We start from the raw sequence: 16073 nt of genomic DNA on the forward strand, positions 1-16073 counted from the left end.
GTACTGAAAGGACAATCGGTAGTGGCGTTTCAAAAACTAAGCGTAACTGGCGCAACCGCCGTCTTCCTCTAAGAAGGGATCGGCCGTCGCATCGAACAGTTCTGGGTAGCGGTCCTTGAGCCAGCTGTCTGCGTCCTCGAAGCCACGCGCCTTTTTCTCTGCCAGCGCCTGTAGCTCGCATGCGCTGGCCATTGCGGCGAGTGAATCAACCGCCAGGTCGCCTTTGACATATGCCCTGACGCCGTAAAGGATTCGCTCCTCTGACTTGAGCGGCTTGCGGTAATAGTCGATGTCCAAAAGAAAGCCCTCAGGCTCCCCAATGTAGAAGGGGAAATGCAAGGCGGATGAGACTTGGCAGCCGTAGGCGTACATGTCGCTGGTGTCGCCGTCATATCGGTGCCAGCGCAATAGCTTGTCGGCCTTTTGAACGAGGCGCTCTTTGTAGACGGAGGAGGCCAGCTCTTTGTCGACTCGTTCGGATCCCCAAGTTTGCAGGTCAAACAGCACCATCGGCTTGTCGGGGCGTTGGAGGTTGCAGACGATGTCTCCGGCATGGAAAGGCGTCGGGATATCAAACCACATGTCCTCGAAATCGCTGGCGGTGCCCGCCTCGTCCCACTCGCTTTTGTTGCGGTAATCGCAAGACATTACTTCGCCGTTCGCATTGAGTAAGACCATGTCGTCGGCATAGTGGTCTTCTTCTGGGTCGATGGGACGACGAGTGATCCTGATGGCTTTGGGATCGTCACCGTCGAGCTCTTTCCAGATGGCATCGAAGCACTTTTGATAACTGCTGTACGGGCCGTAAAGACAGCCGCCCTGCCCGCGCCAGTCCCACGAGTAGTCCTCAAAGAAGTACAGGCTTTGACCGTCCGTCCTTTTAAGGTGCGCGAGTTTTCGTTTCTCCTGCTTGATGACATTGCGCAGAAAGGCATGGAAGTCCGGGATGACGACCGTGTCGTTTCTGCGGTTCATGGTGCAATTGGGCATATTGTCGATGATCTTTTGCCAGCCTTCGAGCTTTTGCTGCAGCGTTGCTTTATGCGAGCAATTGACAATGAAAGCCGCTACGGGCGTGGTGAGCTCGTAGTTGATTCGTTGAAGATGCTCCTTAATACTTTGCGAGTCTAAAAACTCGAAGATGTCCGGACGAATATCCAGCTCGCTTTGGTTGGCGGGCTTGCGATACGGCTGAAGGCAGTCATGTCCGACCGAGCCTTCGGACCATTGCTTGCCGTAGTCGGGGTTGTCGTGCAGCATCTGCGAAAGCTCGAGCATAAAAGCGCAGTCGTCCGGCAGCTCACCGGTGTAGCACTCGGCGGTGTAGAGGGCAGAGGGGATGAAGGGGTCCAGGAGACTGTCGCTGTAGGTGCCGGATGAAAGTGAACCCTCCTTAACGCCGTGATCTTTACTAGGCCCTGCGCACCAGATCTGTCCCCGGAGCGTGTGCTCGTAGTCGTTTTCGAGCACAATGGCAAAGCGAGGCCCGTGATCAAAGGGGCGACCGTCGATTTTGAGGATGTCGCCTGGGACCCACGGCGTATAGATGGGTTCGTTGCTGTTGCAGAACCGTCTGCTATCGTTTCGCCAGGCGCTTTCGACATACGATTTGCGAGTGCGATTATTGCGCTGATCGCGGAGAAATATAAGCTCGCCATCCTTGGTTGCCGCAAACGCCAGGGAGGACTGCGCCGTTTGATATTCGTGAAGGTCTTCTGGGGTGTATAGGTCGATCTTCCAGTACGATTCGGACCAGTCGTCTTCAGGATACTCTTCGATGTAGCACTTCATGAGTGCCTGCGCGGCCTCCCACGATGCGGCGGGGAAGGGACCGTCGAGGGCGTCGGCGTCGCGCTCCTCCTCGTTGTAGACCATGACGTGCAGTAGGAGGATTCCGCGGTCGCGCTCGATGTTGTGGAGCATATCGAGTGCGCTGTTGAGCTGGGCGAGATGCGAATCGATATCTTCGACCAGCTCCGGCGAAACCTCCTTGCGGAGTTGCTCGAGCATGGTGCGTTTTTCATCAAGCGTCTTAAGAGAGCCGGCGATGATTGGCGCTGGCCAGTATAGGTATTTACGCATGTGGTCGCGCAGCTCTTGGCTCTTTATGCAGCTGAGGACGAGGTCCTTGCCGGCATCGGTGATGCCATCGCATGCCTGATTGTTCATGTCGGCCTCCTTATCGATCATTACCGGCATGATGAAACGGGCGTGGCGATTGTTGGTCCCATTAACGGGACCAAGCAGCGGCTCGATGTGACAAAGGGACTGCCCCTTCGTCGCATCCAAATATTGCCTTTACGTGTTGATACACACGGTGTGCAATAATACTCGCACTGTGCAATAGCGCACAGGCAGAGTAACAAGGAGGACGCTTGTCCCAGCTCGAGAAATGCGATCGCCGGTCCCTTCGCTCGCAGCGTGCCCTTCGCCAGGCACTTGCCAGCGAACTAGCCGAAAGCGGCGACCTTTCGCGCATTAACGTCGCGTCGCTCACCGAGCGCGCCGGCCTTACGCGCCGCACGTTCTATTCGCACTACCGCGATATCCCCGACTTTATCAATCAAATCGAGGACGGCTTGCTGGCCGAGATTCGTGAGCGTATTGAGCTCATCACCGCAGCTCGGCTGCCCGATCTCTATCACAACATCGATGAGCTCGAGCCGGCGCCCGGTTCGGTTGAGCTGCTGCGTTATCTTGCGGCCAACCGCGACTTGATCGGTGCTCTGCTGGGTCCGGGCGGCGACCAGGCCTTCATTAAAAGGATTATCGACACCGCGCGTGAGGCTGTGGTGCCGCGTGCGCAGACGGGCATTTTGGGCCTGGCGCTGGGCACGTTCTTTGACTACTACGTCACCTACGTCGTGAGTGCCGAGGTCGGCATGATTCAGCGCTGGTTTGAGCGTGGGCTCACCGAATCGCCCGAGGCCATGGCGCGCATGATGACGGTGCTCGCTTTTGTGCGCCCTGGTGACCTGTATGGCCAACCCATCGATATCAACGTGCCGGAGTACGGCATGAAGCTGTTGAACTTGCAGCTCGAGGACGCGGCCGACACCCCCGCAACCGTCGAGTCCAACAACTAAGAGGAGAGACAATGAGCAAACTCGTCGAGGGCATCAAGGACCGCATGGTCGCCGCCGCACGCGAGGCTGCGCCCACCGTGGTGGACGCCGCGCAGAAGGCCGCGACCGCGGCTGCCGAGAAAGTTGCCGAGGCAGTTGCCGATGCCAAGAACTCGGTAGGGGAGACGTCCGTCGCTAGCGAGCCCGCCACCGCCGCCGAGCCCGTAGCCACCGCCCACGCCCCCGAAGGCGCAATCTTCAACCCCGACAACGCCCACGGCAACCTGCACCTGGGCATCGATGTGGGCTCCACCACCGTTAAGCTCGCCGTGCTCAACGATGACAACCAGCTCGTCTACGCCAAGTACCAGCGCCACCACACCGACGTCCGCGCCTGCGCCCGCGACCTGTTCGAGGGCGCTGCGGCCGTGCTGCCGACGGTCCAAATGACCTGCGCCATTACCGGCTCGGGCGGCCTGCTGCTGTCCCAGTGGCTCGACCTGGAGTTTGTCCAAGAGGTCATCGCCAGCAAGCGCGCCGTCGAGACCCTCATCCCGGCCACCGATGTCGCCATCGAGCTGGGCGGCGAGGACGCCAAGATCATCTACTTCGATAACGGCATCGAGCAGCGCATGAACGGCACCTGTGCCGGCGGTACGGGTGCGTTCATCGACCAGATGGCAACCCTGCTGCACACCGACGCCAGCGGCCTTAACGAACTCGCGGCCAACGCCACCACCATCTATCCCATCGCCAGCCGCTGCGGCGTTTTTGCCAAGACCGATGTCCAGCCGCTGCTCAACGAGGGCGCCCGCCCCGAGGACGTGGCCGCCTCCATCTTCCAGGCTGTCGTGACCCAGACCATCTCGGGCCTGGCGTGCGGCCGTCCCATCCGCGGCAACGTCGCCTTCCTGGGCGGCCCGCTGCAGTATCTCTCCGAGCTGCGCCATCGCTTCTACCTCACGCTCAACCTGGACGAGGAGCACCGCATCGTGCCCCAAAATGCTCACCTGTTTGTGGCGAGCGGTGCCGCCATGGCGCACGAGTCCAATAAGCTCAGCACGTTCCCGCAGCTCATCGAGGCCATCGATGCCCTGGGTGACACACAGGGCGCCGAGGTCGAGCGTCTGGATCCGCTCTTTGCCACCGACGAGGACTTTGCCGAGTTCAAGACCCGCCACGACACCGAGGTCGTCCCCAAGGGCAAGCTCGAAGGCTACACCGGTCGCGTGTTCATCGGTATCGACGCCGGTTCCACCACCATGAAGGCCGCGCTTGTGGGTGAGGACGGCCAGTTGCTGCATACCTGGTACGGCAACAACAACGGTGACATCCTGGGTACGGCCAAGGTCATCATGGCCGATTTCTACAACCACATCCCCGCCGGCTGCACCATCGGCCACGTGACCACCACGGGTTACGGCGAGGCGCTGCTCATCGAGGCCCTCAAGGCCGACTCCGGCGAGATCGAGACCGTCGCGCACCTGCGCGGCGCCAAGGCATTCCTGCCCGGCGTCGAGTTTATCCTGGACATTGGCGGTCAGGACATGAAGTGCCTGCGCGTCAAGGACGGCGTTATCGAGCACATCATGCTCAACGAGGCCTGCTCGTCGGGCTGCGGTAGCTTTATCGAGAGCTTCGCCGTCTCTATGAACATGGACGTGCGCGCGTTCGCCGACGCAGCCATCCATGCCAAGGCTCCGGTGGACCTGGGCAGTCGCTGCACGGTCTTTATGAATTCGCGTGTTAAGCAGGCGCAAAAGGAAGGCGCCACGGTGGGCGACATCGCGGCCGGTCTGTCCTATTCCGTCATTAAGAATGCCCTGTTCAAGGTCATTAAGCTGCGCGATCCCAAGGAGATCGGAAGCCAGGTGATCGTCCAGGGCGGCACCTTTATGTCCGATGCCACGCTGCGCGCGTTTGAGCAGCTCACCGGCGTTCACGCCGTGCGTCCCGACATCGCCGGCTGCATGGGCGCCTATGGTGCGGCCTTGCTCGCCCGCGATCGCGCCGGCGCCGACGGCACCTCGACCATCCTTTCGGCCGAGGACATCGCGCACCTCACTGTGACGCAAAAGCACGTCCGCTGCGGTCGCTGCTCCAACAACTGCCAGCTCACCGTCAATGACTTTGGCGGCGGTAGGCGCTTCATTACCGGCAACCGCTGCGAGAAGGGCGCCGGCCACAAAAAGCAAAAGACCGAGGCCCCTAACCTCTTCAAAAAGAAAAACGAGTTGCTCTTTAATCGCGAGGTGCTGAGCCCCGACGAGGCCCCGCGCGGCACCGTGGGTATCCCGCGCGCACTCAACATGTACGAGAACTACCCCTTCTGGCACGCGTTCTTTACGCGCTTGGGCTTTAGCGTGCAGCTGTCCGACCAGTCGAGCAAGAAGACCTACCAGGCAGGCATCGAGTCCATGCCGTCCGAGAGCGTGTGCTATCCGGCCAAGATGAGCCACGGCCACGTGATGAACCTTATCGACCGCGATGTCGACTTTATCTGGATGCCGTGCGTGCGCTGGGAGCGCAAGGAGGATCCGACGGCTGGCAATTGCTATAACTGCCCCATCGTCATGAGCTACCCCACGGCGCTGGCACTCAATATCGACGAGATTCGTGAGCAGAATATCGAGTTCCTGTACCCGTTTGTGCCCTATCACGACAAGACCGAGCTCAAGCGCCGCTTGTACCAGGTGCTTGCCGTCGACCGCGTGGCCGATGCTGAGGCCGGTCGCGGTCGCGTGCGCGGTCCCAAGATCACGCGCTCCGAGGTCGATGCCGCCGTCAACGCTGCCTTTGAGGCCGATGCGCGTTTCCACGAGGACATCCAGACCATGGGCGAGGAGACCCTTAAGTGGGTCGAGGACCACGGCGGTCACGGCATCGTGCTCGCCGGCCGCCCCTACCACAACGACCCCGAGATCAACCACGCCCTGCCCGAGCTTATCTCGAGCTTTGGCTTTGCGGTCTTTACCGAGGATTCGCTTGCGCACCTGGTGAAGCCCGAGCGCCCCATCCGCGTCGTCGACCAGTGGATGTACCACAGCCGCCTGTACGCCGTCGCCCGTTTTGTGACGATGCGCAACGACCTGGACCTGATCCAGCTCAACTCTTTCGGCTGCGGCCTGGACGCTCTGACTACCGATCAGGTGCAGGAGATTCTGGAGGCCAGCGGCAAGATCTACACCGTGCTCAAGATCGACGAGGTGTCCAACCTGGGCGCCGCGCGCATCCGCATCCGCTCGCTCATGGCCGCGCTTAAGGACCAGGAGGCCGAGCGCTTGGCCGAGGCCGCGGCCGCGGGCGAGACCTACGAGCAGGGCGATGCCGCGCCGGTGGCTCCCTCCACGGATGCCCCCGCATTCGCGAGCCGCAAGTACACGTTCGAGGCTCAGCGCGAGAGCGCATCGACCGCGTGGCCCAAGGTGCCCTTTACCGAGCAGATGCGCGAGGAGGGCTACACCATCCTGTGCCCGCAGATGGCGCCGATCCACTTTGACCTGGTCAAAGAGGTGTTCCGCGGTGCCGGCTACAACTTGGAGCTGCTGCCCTCGACCGATCACGACGCCGTCGAGGCCGGCCTGCGCTATGTGAACAATGACATTTGCTACCCGTCCATTTTGGTGACCGGCCAGATTATGGAGGCCATCGAGAGCGGCCGGTACGACCTGTCCAAGACGGCCGTGGTTATCAGCCAGACCGGCGGCGGCTGCCGTGCCACCAACTACATCGCACTCATCCGCAAGGCCCTGCGCGAGAGCGGCCACCCCGAGATTCCGGTGATCTCGCTTTCGGCGGTGGCGCTCGGTGAGGACAACCCCGGCTTTAAGATTACGCCGGCGCTGCTTAAGCAGGCAGTCTACGCGGTGCTCTTTGGCGACGTGATGATGCAGATGCTTTATCGCTGTCGTCCATACGAGGCTACGCCCGGTGCCGCCAACGCACTCTACGAGGAGTACATGGCGCGCGCCCGCAAGCTGGCGCCCAAGTTCAACCGCCACAACTACACCAAGCTGTGCCGCGAGGCCATCCGCGCGTTCGACACCATGCCGCTCGTGGGTGAGGGCACCAAGCCGCGCGTGGGCGTGGTCGGCGAGATCTTGGTCAAGTTCCACCCCACAGCCAACAACCACGTGGTCGACGTTATCGAGCGCGAGGGCTGCGAGGCCGTGGTGCCGGGCCTGCTCGACTTCTTCCTGTACTCCATGAGCAACGCCGAGCTGCAGAAGGATGAGCTCGGAAGCTCTGCAACCACGCGCGCTGGTATGCAGGCGCTCATCAAGCTCGTGGACTGGATGCGTACGCCGGTGGAGGAGCTGCTCCAAAAGTCCCGCCGCTTTGAGGCGCCCGAGCGCATCGGCACCATGGCGGACAAGGCCCGTACGGTGCTTTCGGTGTGCAACAACATGGGCGAAGGCTGGCTGCTCACGGCCGAGATGCTCGACCTGATTGACCATGGCGCGCCCAACATCATCTGCACGCAGCCCTTTGCGTGCCTGCCTAACCACGTGGTGGGCAAGGCCGTGATCAAGGAGCTGCGCCGTCAGCACCCCGAGAGCAACATTGTCGCGGTGGACTACGACCCCGGCGCGTCCGAGGTCAACCAGCTCAACCGCATTAAGCTCATGATCAGCGTGGCCAAGGAAAACATGCGCGCCGGTAAGGGCTTTAAGCTCGAGAAGGTGGCGCCGCTCGCGATGGACGAGGTCACCGGCCAGATGCGTGACCATGATGGCTGCGTGAGCTGTGGCTCGGTCAGCGAGGAGGCCGTTGCATCGGTCGCCAAGCGTCTGGGACGCGGCATTAAGAAGTAGTTGGCCTGCTATGTGCTAGATATGAGACAAACGGGTGGCAGCCGTATCGGCTACCACCCGTTTTTGCTGGACATATGCTGCGTAAACGCCCCAACTATCACCTCTTCCGAAAGCTACGTGTCAGTGGCACCAAAAATCGCCCTTGGAACCCTGAGATAATGAACATATGTAGCCGTTCGCCGCAAATTACCGTCCGTTTATGGAACCAACCTCTAGCGCGCGTCATCCTTACGGTTGAATAAATACACATCCATGGAATTACGTAAGAGAGGACTGTTCCTATGAGCTACAAGACCGTTTGTGTTGCCGGTGGCGGCGTGTTGGGAAGCCAGATTGCCTTTCAGGCTGCCTACTGCGGCTTCGATGTGACGATCTGGCTGCGCAGCGAGGGCAGCATCGGCCGCACTCAGCCCAAGATCGATCATGTGCGCGAGGAGTACATCGCGGCTATCGAGGGCATGGCGGACGGCACGGGCGAGTGGTGTGCCGGTATCGCCGATAGCGACCAGCCCTTCGACAGGGAGGCGGCGCTCGCCGCCGTCGAGCGTGCCTACTCCACACTCAAGCTAGAGCTCGATCTTGCCAAGGCAGTGGCCGACGCCGATCTGGTTATCGAGTCGATGGCCGAGGACACCCAGGCAAAGATCGACTTCTACAAGAAGCTCGCCCCGGTTCTCCCGCAAAAGACCGTTGTCGTGACGAACTCCTCCACGCTGCTGCCGAGCACCTTTGCCAAATACACCGGCCGCCCCGAGAAGTACCTGTCGCTGCACTTTGCCAACTCCATCTGGAAGAACAACATGACCGAGGTCATGGCTCAGGACCAGACCGACAAGCGCTATTTCGATGAGCTCGTCGACTTTGCCAGCGATATCCGTATGCTTGCCCTGCCCGTCAACAAGGAAAAGAACGGCTATCTGCTCAATTCCATGCTGGTGCCGTGGCTGCTTTCGGGCCTTGATCTGTACGTCTCGGGCGTCAGCGACCCCAAGAGCATCGACCTCGCATGGACGCGCGGCACTGGCGCGCCCAAGGGCCCGTTCCGCGTGTTCGACACCGTGGGCATCCAGACGGCCTATAACATCGTCATGCAGTATCAGAAGGTGCCGGGCTTGGTGAGCCCGCTGCTCAAAAAGATGATGATGCCCTACAACTTTAAGGCCATGGCATCCGTCCTCAAGCAGATGCTCGACGAAGGCAAGCTGGGCGAAAGCTCGGGCGAGGGCTTCTTCAAGTACTAAAAAGATTCCTCGGCAACATTGAGAAACGTATCATTTGCAGTGTCAGTGCGCCGCAGCGCCGCTCGGCAACGGGACAATCCGCTTTATGCGCCAACGCGAACTTGTCGACTTTGCCGTGGACTGGATCGAGCACCATCGCGGCCGCCCCGATTGATCACTTGGGAGCGGAAGGATTGCGGATTACCTTCGCGCCCCGCGTTTCCGTATCGCTACAAGCTTAAACTTGCATTAAGGGGCGTTTGTTAAACTGCGAGTCAAAATTAGACAGGGATGGGCAAACGCCGTGGTATATGAGGGAACAACAATGGTATTCAAAGACGGTAACGATATGGAATTGAGTGACAAGGACAGCAGACTGTTTTCGCGTCGAGCGGCTCTTGCGGGTGCGGCGGGCGCGCTGGCGCTTGCCGGGACAGGGCTCATGGGCTGCTCGGTCGGCGGAGCCGGCACGGGCGCCGCATCTACTGCGAGCAACGAGCTCACTGACGAGCAAAAGAAACTCCACAAGCAGATCGTCGCGACCTACGACGTCGAGAAGCAGGCGGCCATCAAGGAGCGGCTCGATGCCGAGTACGCTGACGGCGGCTACAACGAGACCACTCCGTTTATCGCGCAGGATCCCTTTGGCACCGATACCCTGAGCTGCTACGTTCGCTTTGCGACAACGGATTCCGTAACCGTCTCCTACAAGGTCGCCGGCCGCAAAAAGACTGGCGACACGCCTAAGGTCGCCGCGTTTTCCCATACGCCCCACGGCGGTGACGCGCCGGCCACGGAACACGAGTTCAAGGTCATCGGCCTCATTCCCAACCACAAAAACACGGTAACCATCACTTGCACGGCACAAGATGGTATCAGCCGCGCCTCGACGTTCACGGTCAAGACGCCGGCTCTCAAAGGCGAGGAAGAAGAGCAGCTCGCCGTCACGTCGGGGGAGTCCAATACGCCGCTTGCCGATGGTCTCTTTACTATTCTGGGCAACGACTCGTCCAAGCTCGACTTTATGTACCTCTACGACAACGACGGCCAGATTCGCGGCGAGGTGCCGATTATCGGCTACCGCAGCCACCGCCTGCTGTTCCCGGGCGATGGCAGCATGATCATGAGCGTCTCGACTGCCAAGATGGCCCAGATCAACGCCATCGGCCAGGTGGTAAACGTCTGGAGCACGGGCGACTACGAGCTACACCACGACTACGCTTTCGATGACGATGGCAACCTGTTGGTGCTGGCGAGTCACGCCGGCTCCGAAGCCGATTTGGACGTCGATCGCGCGGCTGCCAAAAAAGATAAGGACGATCGCGTTAATGTAGAGGACCTCATCATTAAGGTCGATATAACAACAGGTGACGTCTCTCTCGTCGTGGACCTGGGCGATATATTCCCCGACCTCAAGGCAAGCGCCAAGGTTGCCTCGGACGGCGACCTGGATTGGATTCACATCAACACGATCCAGTGGCTCGGCGGCGGCACCGTTTTGCTCAGCTCGCGCGAGACCTCAACGGTCATCAAGCTCACGGATATCTACGGTACGCCTACGGTCGATTGGCTTATGGGCTCGCCAGAGTTTTGGGCCGGCTCGGGCTTTGAGGACAAGTTGCTGCAGGCTCAAGGCGATTTTTCGCTCAACGCAGGCCAGCATAGTGTGACCTATCTGCCAAACGACGAGACGACCGCGACTGGTCGCTACCAGGTGCTGCTATACGACAACAACTTTGGTGTTGCCGAGAGCTATCCCAAGTTTGACTGGGGCCAGCTGGGCGCTGCGGTAGTGACCGACTACAGCAAGGGAACGCATTCGTTTGGGCGCATTTTTACGGTGGACGAGACCGCGCGCACCTACGAGCTTGTGGACCAGATCGCAGTGCCGTTCTCAGGTTACGTAAGTAGTGCGCAGCGCGTCGGCGATTCGAATAGCATGCTTGTGGCATCGGGCATAGCCAAGACCTTTGCCGAGTACGATCGCTATGGACTGCCCATTGCCACGTACGAGATGGAAGCCGAGAAGTACATCTACCGCGTGTACAAGTACGAGCTGTAGCGCTGCGCTTGGCTGTGCCTGTGCCCCGCGGCTGCGCGCGCTCGTACCGGGCCTACCTCACGTTCCGCATCACTTCACGTCAAACTCCACGCGATCGAGTTCGGGTACGTTGAGGTCGATGAGCTTGCGGGCAACACGGCGGTCGTGCGCCCCGAGCGTCTCGCTTGTCGTTACGCGAGCGACAGTCTGGCGCTCGACAACGCCCTCCTTGTCGCCCTCGGTAGCCGAGGTCTCGACGGCGACGGTGTAATCCTTAAAGCCCGGCAGCACCGCCGCAAGTTCGCGCGTGGTTTCAGTGACGCCGTAGCCGTCTTGCACGCCGGCTTGCGCCGAGCCAATAGACCCCGCCGTCATAATAATGCAGGGGATGGCAAAGATCACCGTGCCTACGATGATGCGGCGGCGCACCTTGCGCGATAGCTCGTTGACCTCGGCGTTTTCTTCAGCAGTCACAATACCGTCGCCGTTCAGGTCGCGCTTGAGCGGCACGCGCAAAAGAAGCAGCACGGCTTCGGCAGCCAGTGCGATAAAGACCACGTTGACGCCAAACTCATAAAGCGCCGAGAGAAACAGTGACCCGCTTGCAATGGCGATGCCATAGCCCGCCGCACACAGGGGCGGCATGAGCGCGGTCGCCACGGCCACGCCGGCGATAAGCGTGGCAGGTTCCTGGTCACGCGAGTTGCCCAGCCCGCCCGCAAAGCCGCCCGCGAGCGCGACGGCAAGGTCCCACACAGTGGGCGTCGAGTTGTCGATGATGGCGGCCGTGGTGGTGCCAAGGGGCGAGAGCTTAAAATACAGCGTGGACGTGATCAGACAAAAGGCCATCTGTAGCGCGAGGCCGGCGACGGCCTCGACGGCAATCTCGCGGTCGAGCGTGGCGATGCCATATGCCATGGCAAGGACCGACCCCATGAGTGGGCAGATGAGCATGGCGCCCACGATGGCAATGTCCGAGTCGATATCGAGGCCGATGCTCGCGATGAGCATGGCGATGATGAGGATGCATAAGTGCGAGCCGGTCAGCCGCGCCCCGTTTACAAAGCGCTTGCGAATCACGTGATAGGGTGCGCGACCCTCGCGAATGTTGAATGCGCGCTTTAGGAAGCGGCCGGTGTTCTCCAGGGCCTCACTATGGGCAGGTCGAATGCCGTGGCGCCGGTGATGGCGTTTGCGTAGTCGCTTGATCTGTTGTTTGTCGAGTTCCATGTCCACCTCGTATTGCCGCAGGAACGCGGGTGCGCTCGCAGCATGTACTCTACACCGTGGCGGGCGGGGTGGTCATCTTGACGTGAAACTTAGACGAGCAGGTAAGGGGGACGTCAAATGCGGTTGCGGCCGAGTGTTTCGACAGATACAGAGCACGGGGCCGGATGGTATCCGGCCCCGCGCTCTGTACGGGTACATTGTTGTTGGGTTTAGCCCAGCAGACTCAGGCCGACGGAGACAAACGCCAGGATAACGCCAACGACAGACTCGCCTCCCAACAGGCCGCTGGCGACGACCAGGCCCTGCTCCTGGAAGGCAGCATCCTTGGAAGCCTTCTCTTTGCCCGAAAGACCGGAACCGGCGTCGCGGTGGGCTGCCCACTTGTCGTAGGCGAGCTTGACGCAGGAGCCCAAGAAGGCCGTGAGCGACATGTAGAACGGCAGGTACACGCCCAGACCGATCATCATGGCCGGAATGCCGAGCCAATACATGACGATGCCGGCGATAAAACCGCCTGCGAACCACGGCACGCTCGGGATGCCCGAGACCATGGTGGCGACTACGCTTGCCTGCGCGGCCACAAAGCTCTTGTCGGGACCAAAGGCGTCCGGACCATAGGCGGTGACGAGCGCGACCATGACGGCGGCAGCGACCAGTGCGCCCACGATGCCGCCGATGGCCTGGCCGATCCACTGTGCGCGCGGGTTGGTGCCCAGTACGGCGCCGGCCTTAAAGTCGTTCATGACGTCGCCCGCAAGGCCGCACGCCACGGCCACGATGCCGGCGATAAAGAACAGCTTGACCTGCGCAAGCTGCGCGAAGGCCGCTACGATGAGCATGACGATGAGGCCAAAGATCTCCATGGGGTCGATACCCGTCTGACCGCAGCTCTGCGCACTCATGATGGTGGTGACAAAGGTGAACAGCGTGACGATGACGGCTGGGACGGGGCCAAGGTCGAGCGCGATGGCGATGATCACGGCGATGGCGGCGGTGCCCAGGCCGATGATGCCGGCGTCGAGCTTAAGCGAGCCCGAGATGAGCGACTGCTCGTCGGTGTCGGTGGAGCTGTCGGCGGCAAGACCGCGAACGATACCGGCGACCTGCGGCAGGATGTCTTTGAGGACGACGGCGACGCCAAAGCCCATCATAAGGCCCATACCTAAGGACTTGACGATACCCTGCGCGGTCACAATATCGAACAGGCCGGCAGCGGTGCCGCCGACGATAATACCAAAGTTGCCCAGCAGCGCGCCGGCAAACCAGAAGGCGACGGGGGCAAAGCCCACCAAAAAGCCGATGGACAGCAACATGGGCGAGTTGTAGATGGCAAAGGTCACGCCGGGGATATTGAGCGTGCACAGCATGCTGGGCACCACGCCCAGGGCGTCGCGCAGCACGCTATAGATGCCTGCGATGGCCATGGAGCCAAAGAGCTGCTTGCCGGTCTTGCCGCCGGCCTCGGTAGCACGCAGGGTCTGGGCTGCGGCGTTGCCGGTGGGAAACTCCAGCGCGGCGTCCACGATAAAGTGACGGTGGATGAGCGCCGTTGCCAGAAGGCCCAAAATGGTGCCGGCGAGCGCCACGATAAACATGTCGAGCCAGCTGATCTGGTCGGCATAGCCCAGCATCCAGGCGCCCGGGATGGTAAACGCCAGGCCGCCGGCGACCATGGCACCCGCGGACATGATGGTGTGGGTAACGTTGGCCTCGTTGAGGCTGGCATTGCCCATGAGCTTAAGGAAGAACAGCGAGATGACGGCAGCGAAAATGATCGGCCAGGGGAGGGCGCCCATCTTGAGGGCCGTGTAGGCCGAGCTTGCCGTGATAATCACGCAGCCAAGGACGCCGATGACGACGCCGCGCAGCGTGAGTTGACCGCGCATAGAAGTGCGGTTCGAGGGATTGCCCATATAGAACTCCTTTGCGTATATCCGCTTCCCCCGCAAGCGCCGCTACGGATACGGCTCGGGAAGTCGGGTTACCAAGGGCCGCCGCGTGAGCTCGCGCACGACCGCGCATCAGTATAGCGGCAAGGTAGTCATTTTGGGACGGGGCTATTTTAGCTACCCTTTGACAGTCGACGAATTATCTGGGATTGGGGCAAATATCAACCGACATATTGGGGTAGCTAAAATAGCCCCGTCCCAAAATGACTACCTGGGATGGCTGGTTCGGGTAGGCGATATACTGCTGGGCAGACGAAAGGAGCGCCGACGATGCTTAATGGGTGCGCATATATATTGACGGTCGACGTGGGCAACACGTTCATTCGCTTTGGTCTGTTTGCCGAGGATTCGGCCGCGGCGCAGGAATGCCCGCTTGCGACGTGCGAGATCACGACGCCGCCGAGCATTACGGCCGATGAGGCGCGCATGAGGCTCGCGCGGGTCATGGGCGCACTGGCAGCCGATGCGGGCATGCCTGGTGTGCTTGTTCCCGCGGCAGCAGTGCTGAGCTGCGTGGTGCCGGCGCTCGAGCGCCCGTGGAAGGCGGCACTTTCCCGTACCTGCACGGGGCGCGTGCTCACCGTGGGGCCGGGACTTAAGACCGGCATGCCCGTGCACTACGACGACCCGGCCGAGATCGGTCCCGATCGCATCGCCGACGCCGTGGCGGCCCGTGCCGTCTACGGCTCTCCGTGCATCGTGATCGACCTGGGCACTACGACTAATATCGAGGTCATCGATGCACGCGGAACCTTTGTCGGCGGTGTTATCGCGCCGGGGCTGGCGCTCGGCGCTCGCTCGCTCTCGGCCGCTGCGGCGCGCCTGCCGCAAGTCGAGCCCTCGGCACCCACGCATGTGATCGGTCGCAACACGCGCGAGGCCATGCGCTCGGGCGTGGTCTTGGGCGAGGTTGCCCGTATCGACGGCATGCTCGACATGGTGCTTGCCGAGATGCGCTCGACCAAGGCGGCAGGCGAGGGCAGCGTGCCCATTGTCATCACCGGCGACGATGCCGAGGCGCTCGCGGCGTTGGTCGGCCACAGCCTGACGGTAGACGACGCGCTGACGCTGCGGGGTCTCGCCGAGCTGTACCGCATCAACCAAAAGCCTCGCCGCGCATAAAGCCAAGAACGTCGGCGCCGGGAGGAAACAGCCCCACCTTTCACCTGCTACAATGGGCCAAACTATTTCGATTTCGGAGGTGTCTGCCATGTCGGACGATCTTCATCAAACCGCGTCGGGCAAGCGCCGCGACGTTATTAGCTGGGACGAGTTCTTTATGAGCGTGGCCATCGCCGCGCAGCGCCGCAGCAAGGATCCCAATACGCAGGTGGGCGCGTGCATCGCCAGCACCAACCACCGCATTCTTTCGGTGGGCTACAACGGTACGCCCTCGGCGCTCAACGACGACTTTTTCCCGTGGGGCACGAGCGATGACCCGCTGCAGGACAAGCATAACTACGTAGTTCATGCCGAGGCCAACGCCGTGCTCAACTACCGCGGCTCGCTCAAGGACCTTGAGGGTTCCACGGTCTACGTCACGCTGTTCCCGTGCCACGACTGTGCCAAAATCCTGGCGCAGGTAGGTGTGGGCGAGGTTGTCTATCTGGACAATAAGTACGCCGACACCGACGACGGCCGCATCAGTCGCCGCATTCTCGACTCCTGTGGCATTAGCTTCCGCCAGGTTATCGTCGATGTCCACATTGGTACCGGGGAACAAACGCAGCAGTAGCGGCAGCGTGTACGAGCGC

9 protein-coding genes are annotated in these 16073 nt (G+C 61.1%); 6 read left to right on the forward strand and 3 right to left on the reverse strand.

Translation table 11 applies throughout. The features are described 5' to 3' along the window. Window positions 1–36: 36 nt before the first annotated feature. The gene (locus ACTQX9_RS01025; protein ID WP_441540257.1) at window positions 37–2289 is read right to left on the reverse strand and encodes a hypothetical protein; all 2253 of its coding nucleotides are present in this window, start codon (window positions 2287–2289) and stop codon (window positions 37–39) included. Window positions 2290–2375: 86 nt separating this feature from the next. Here ACTQX9_RS01025 and ACTQX9_RS01030 point away from each other — a divergent pair, with 86 nt between their 5' ends. The 4 genes from ACTQX9_RS01030 to ACTQX9_RS01045 all read left to right on the forward strand — a co-directional run bounded on the left by ACTQX9_RS01030 (window position 2376) and on the right by ACTQX9_RS01045 (window position 11161). After that, window positions 2376–3086 carry a TetR/AcrR family transcriptional regulator gene (locus ACTQX9_RS01030; RefSeq protein WP_427728052.1) on the forward strand — a complete coding sequence of 237 codons (711 nt, stop codon included), beginning with the start codon at window positions 2376–2378 and terminating at the stop codon, window positions 3084–3086. Between the two features lie 11 nt (window positions 3087–3097). Then, a complete protein-coding gene (locus ACTQX9_RS01035) occupies window positions 3098–7879 on the forward strand; it encodes an acyl-CoA dehydratase activase-related protein (RefSeq protein WP_441540258.1) in 4782 nt (1593 codons plus the stop codon). A gap of 281 nt (window positions 7880–8160) precedes the next feature. After that, window positions 8161–9120, forward strand: a complete 960-nt coding sequence (locus tag ACTQX9_RS01040) for a 3-hydroxyacyl-CoA dehydrogenase (protein WP_427718252.1) — start codon at window positions 8161–8163, stop codon at window positions 9118–9120. Window positions 9121–9424: 304 nt separating this feature from the next. Next, window positions 9425–11161 (forward strand): aryl-sulfate sulfotransferase, encoded by a 1737-nt coding sequence (locus ACTQX9_RS01045; protein ID WP_441540259.1) that lies wholly within the window; start codon window positions 9425–9427, stop codon window positions 11159–11161. Between the two features lie 69 nt (window positions 11162–11230). Here the strand turns inward: ACTQX9_RS01045 and ACTQX9_RS01050 are convergent, their stop codons facing one another. Further along, a complete protein-coding gene (locus tag ACTQX9_RS01050) occupies window positions 11231–12370 on the reverse strand; it encodes a DUF389 domain-containing protein (protein WP_441040769.1) in 1140 nt (379 codons plus the stop codon). A 209-nt stretch (window positions 12371–12579) separates the two neighbouring features. Continuing rightward, window positions 12580–14283 (reverse strand): OPT/YSL family transporter, encoded by a 1704-nt coding sequence (locus ACTQX9_RS01055; RefSeq protein WP_441033462.1) that lies wholly within the window; start codon window positions 14281–14283, stop codon window positions 12580–12582. 306 nt (window positions 14284–14589) lie between these two features. On the opposite strand from ACTQX9_RS01055, the gene ACTQX9_RS01060 reads away from it, so the two are divergent. Together ACTQX9_RS01060 and ACTQX9_RS01065 are read left to right on the forward strand one after the other, a co-directional pair. After that, a complete protein-coding gene (locus tag ACTQX9_RS01060; protein WP_154514831.1) occupies window positions 14590–15441 on the forward strand; it encodes a type III pantothenate kinase in 852 nt (283 codons plus the stop codon). An 88-nt stretch (window positions 15442–15529) separates the two neighbouring features. Beyond that, window positions 15530–16054, forward strand: a complete 525-nt coding sequence (locus ACTQX9_RS01065; RefSeq protein ID WP_154514829.1) for a deoxycytidylate deaminase — start codon at window positions 15530–15532, stop codon at window positions 16052–16054. Window positions 16055–16073 lie beyond the last annotated feature (19 nt).

The organism is Collinsella sp. LCP19S3_F2 (genome assembly GCF_052121015.1).
GTDB lineage: Bacteria > Actinomycetota > Coriobacteriia > Coriobacteriales > Coriobacteriaceae > Collinsella.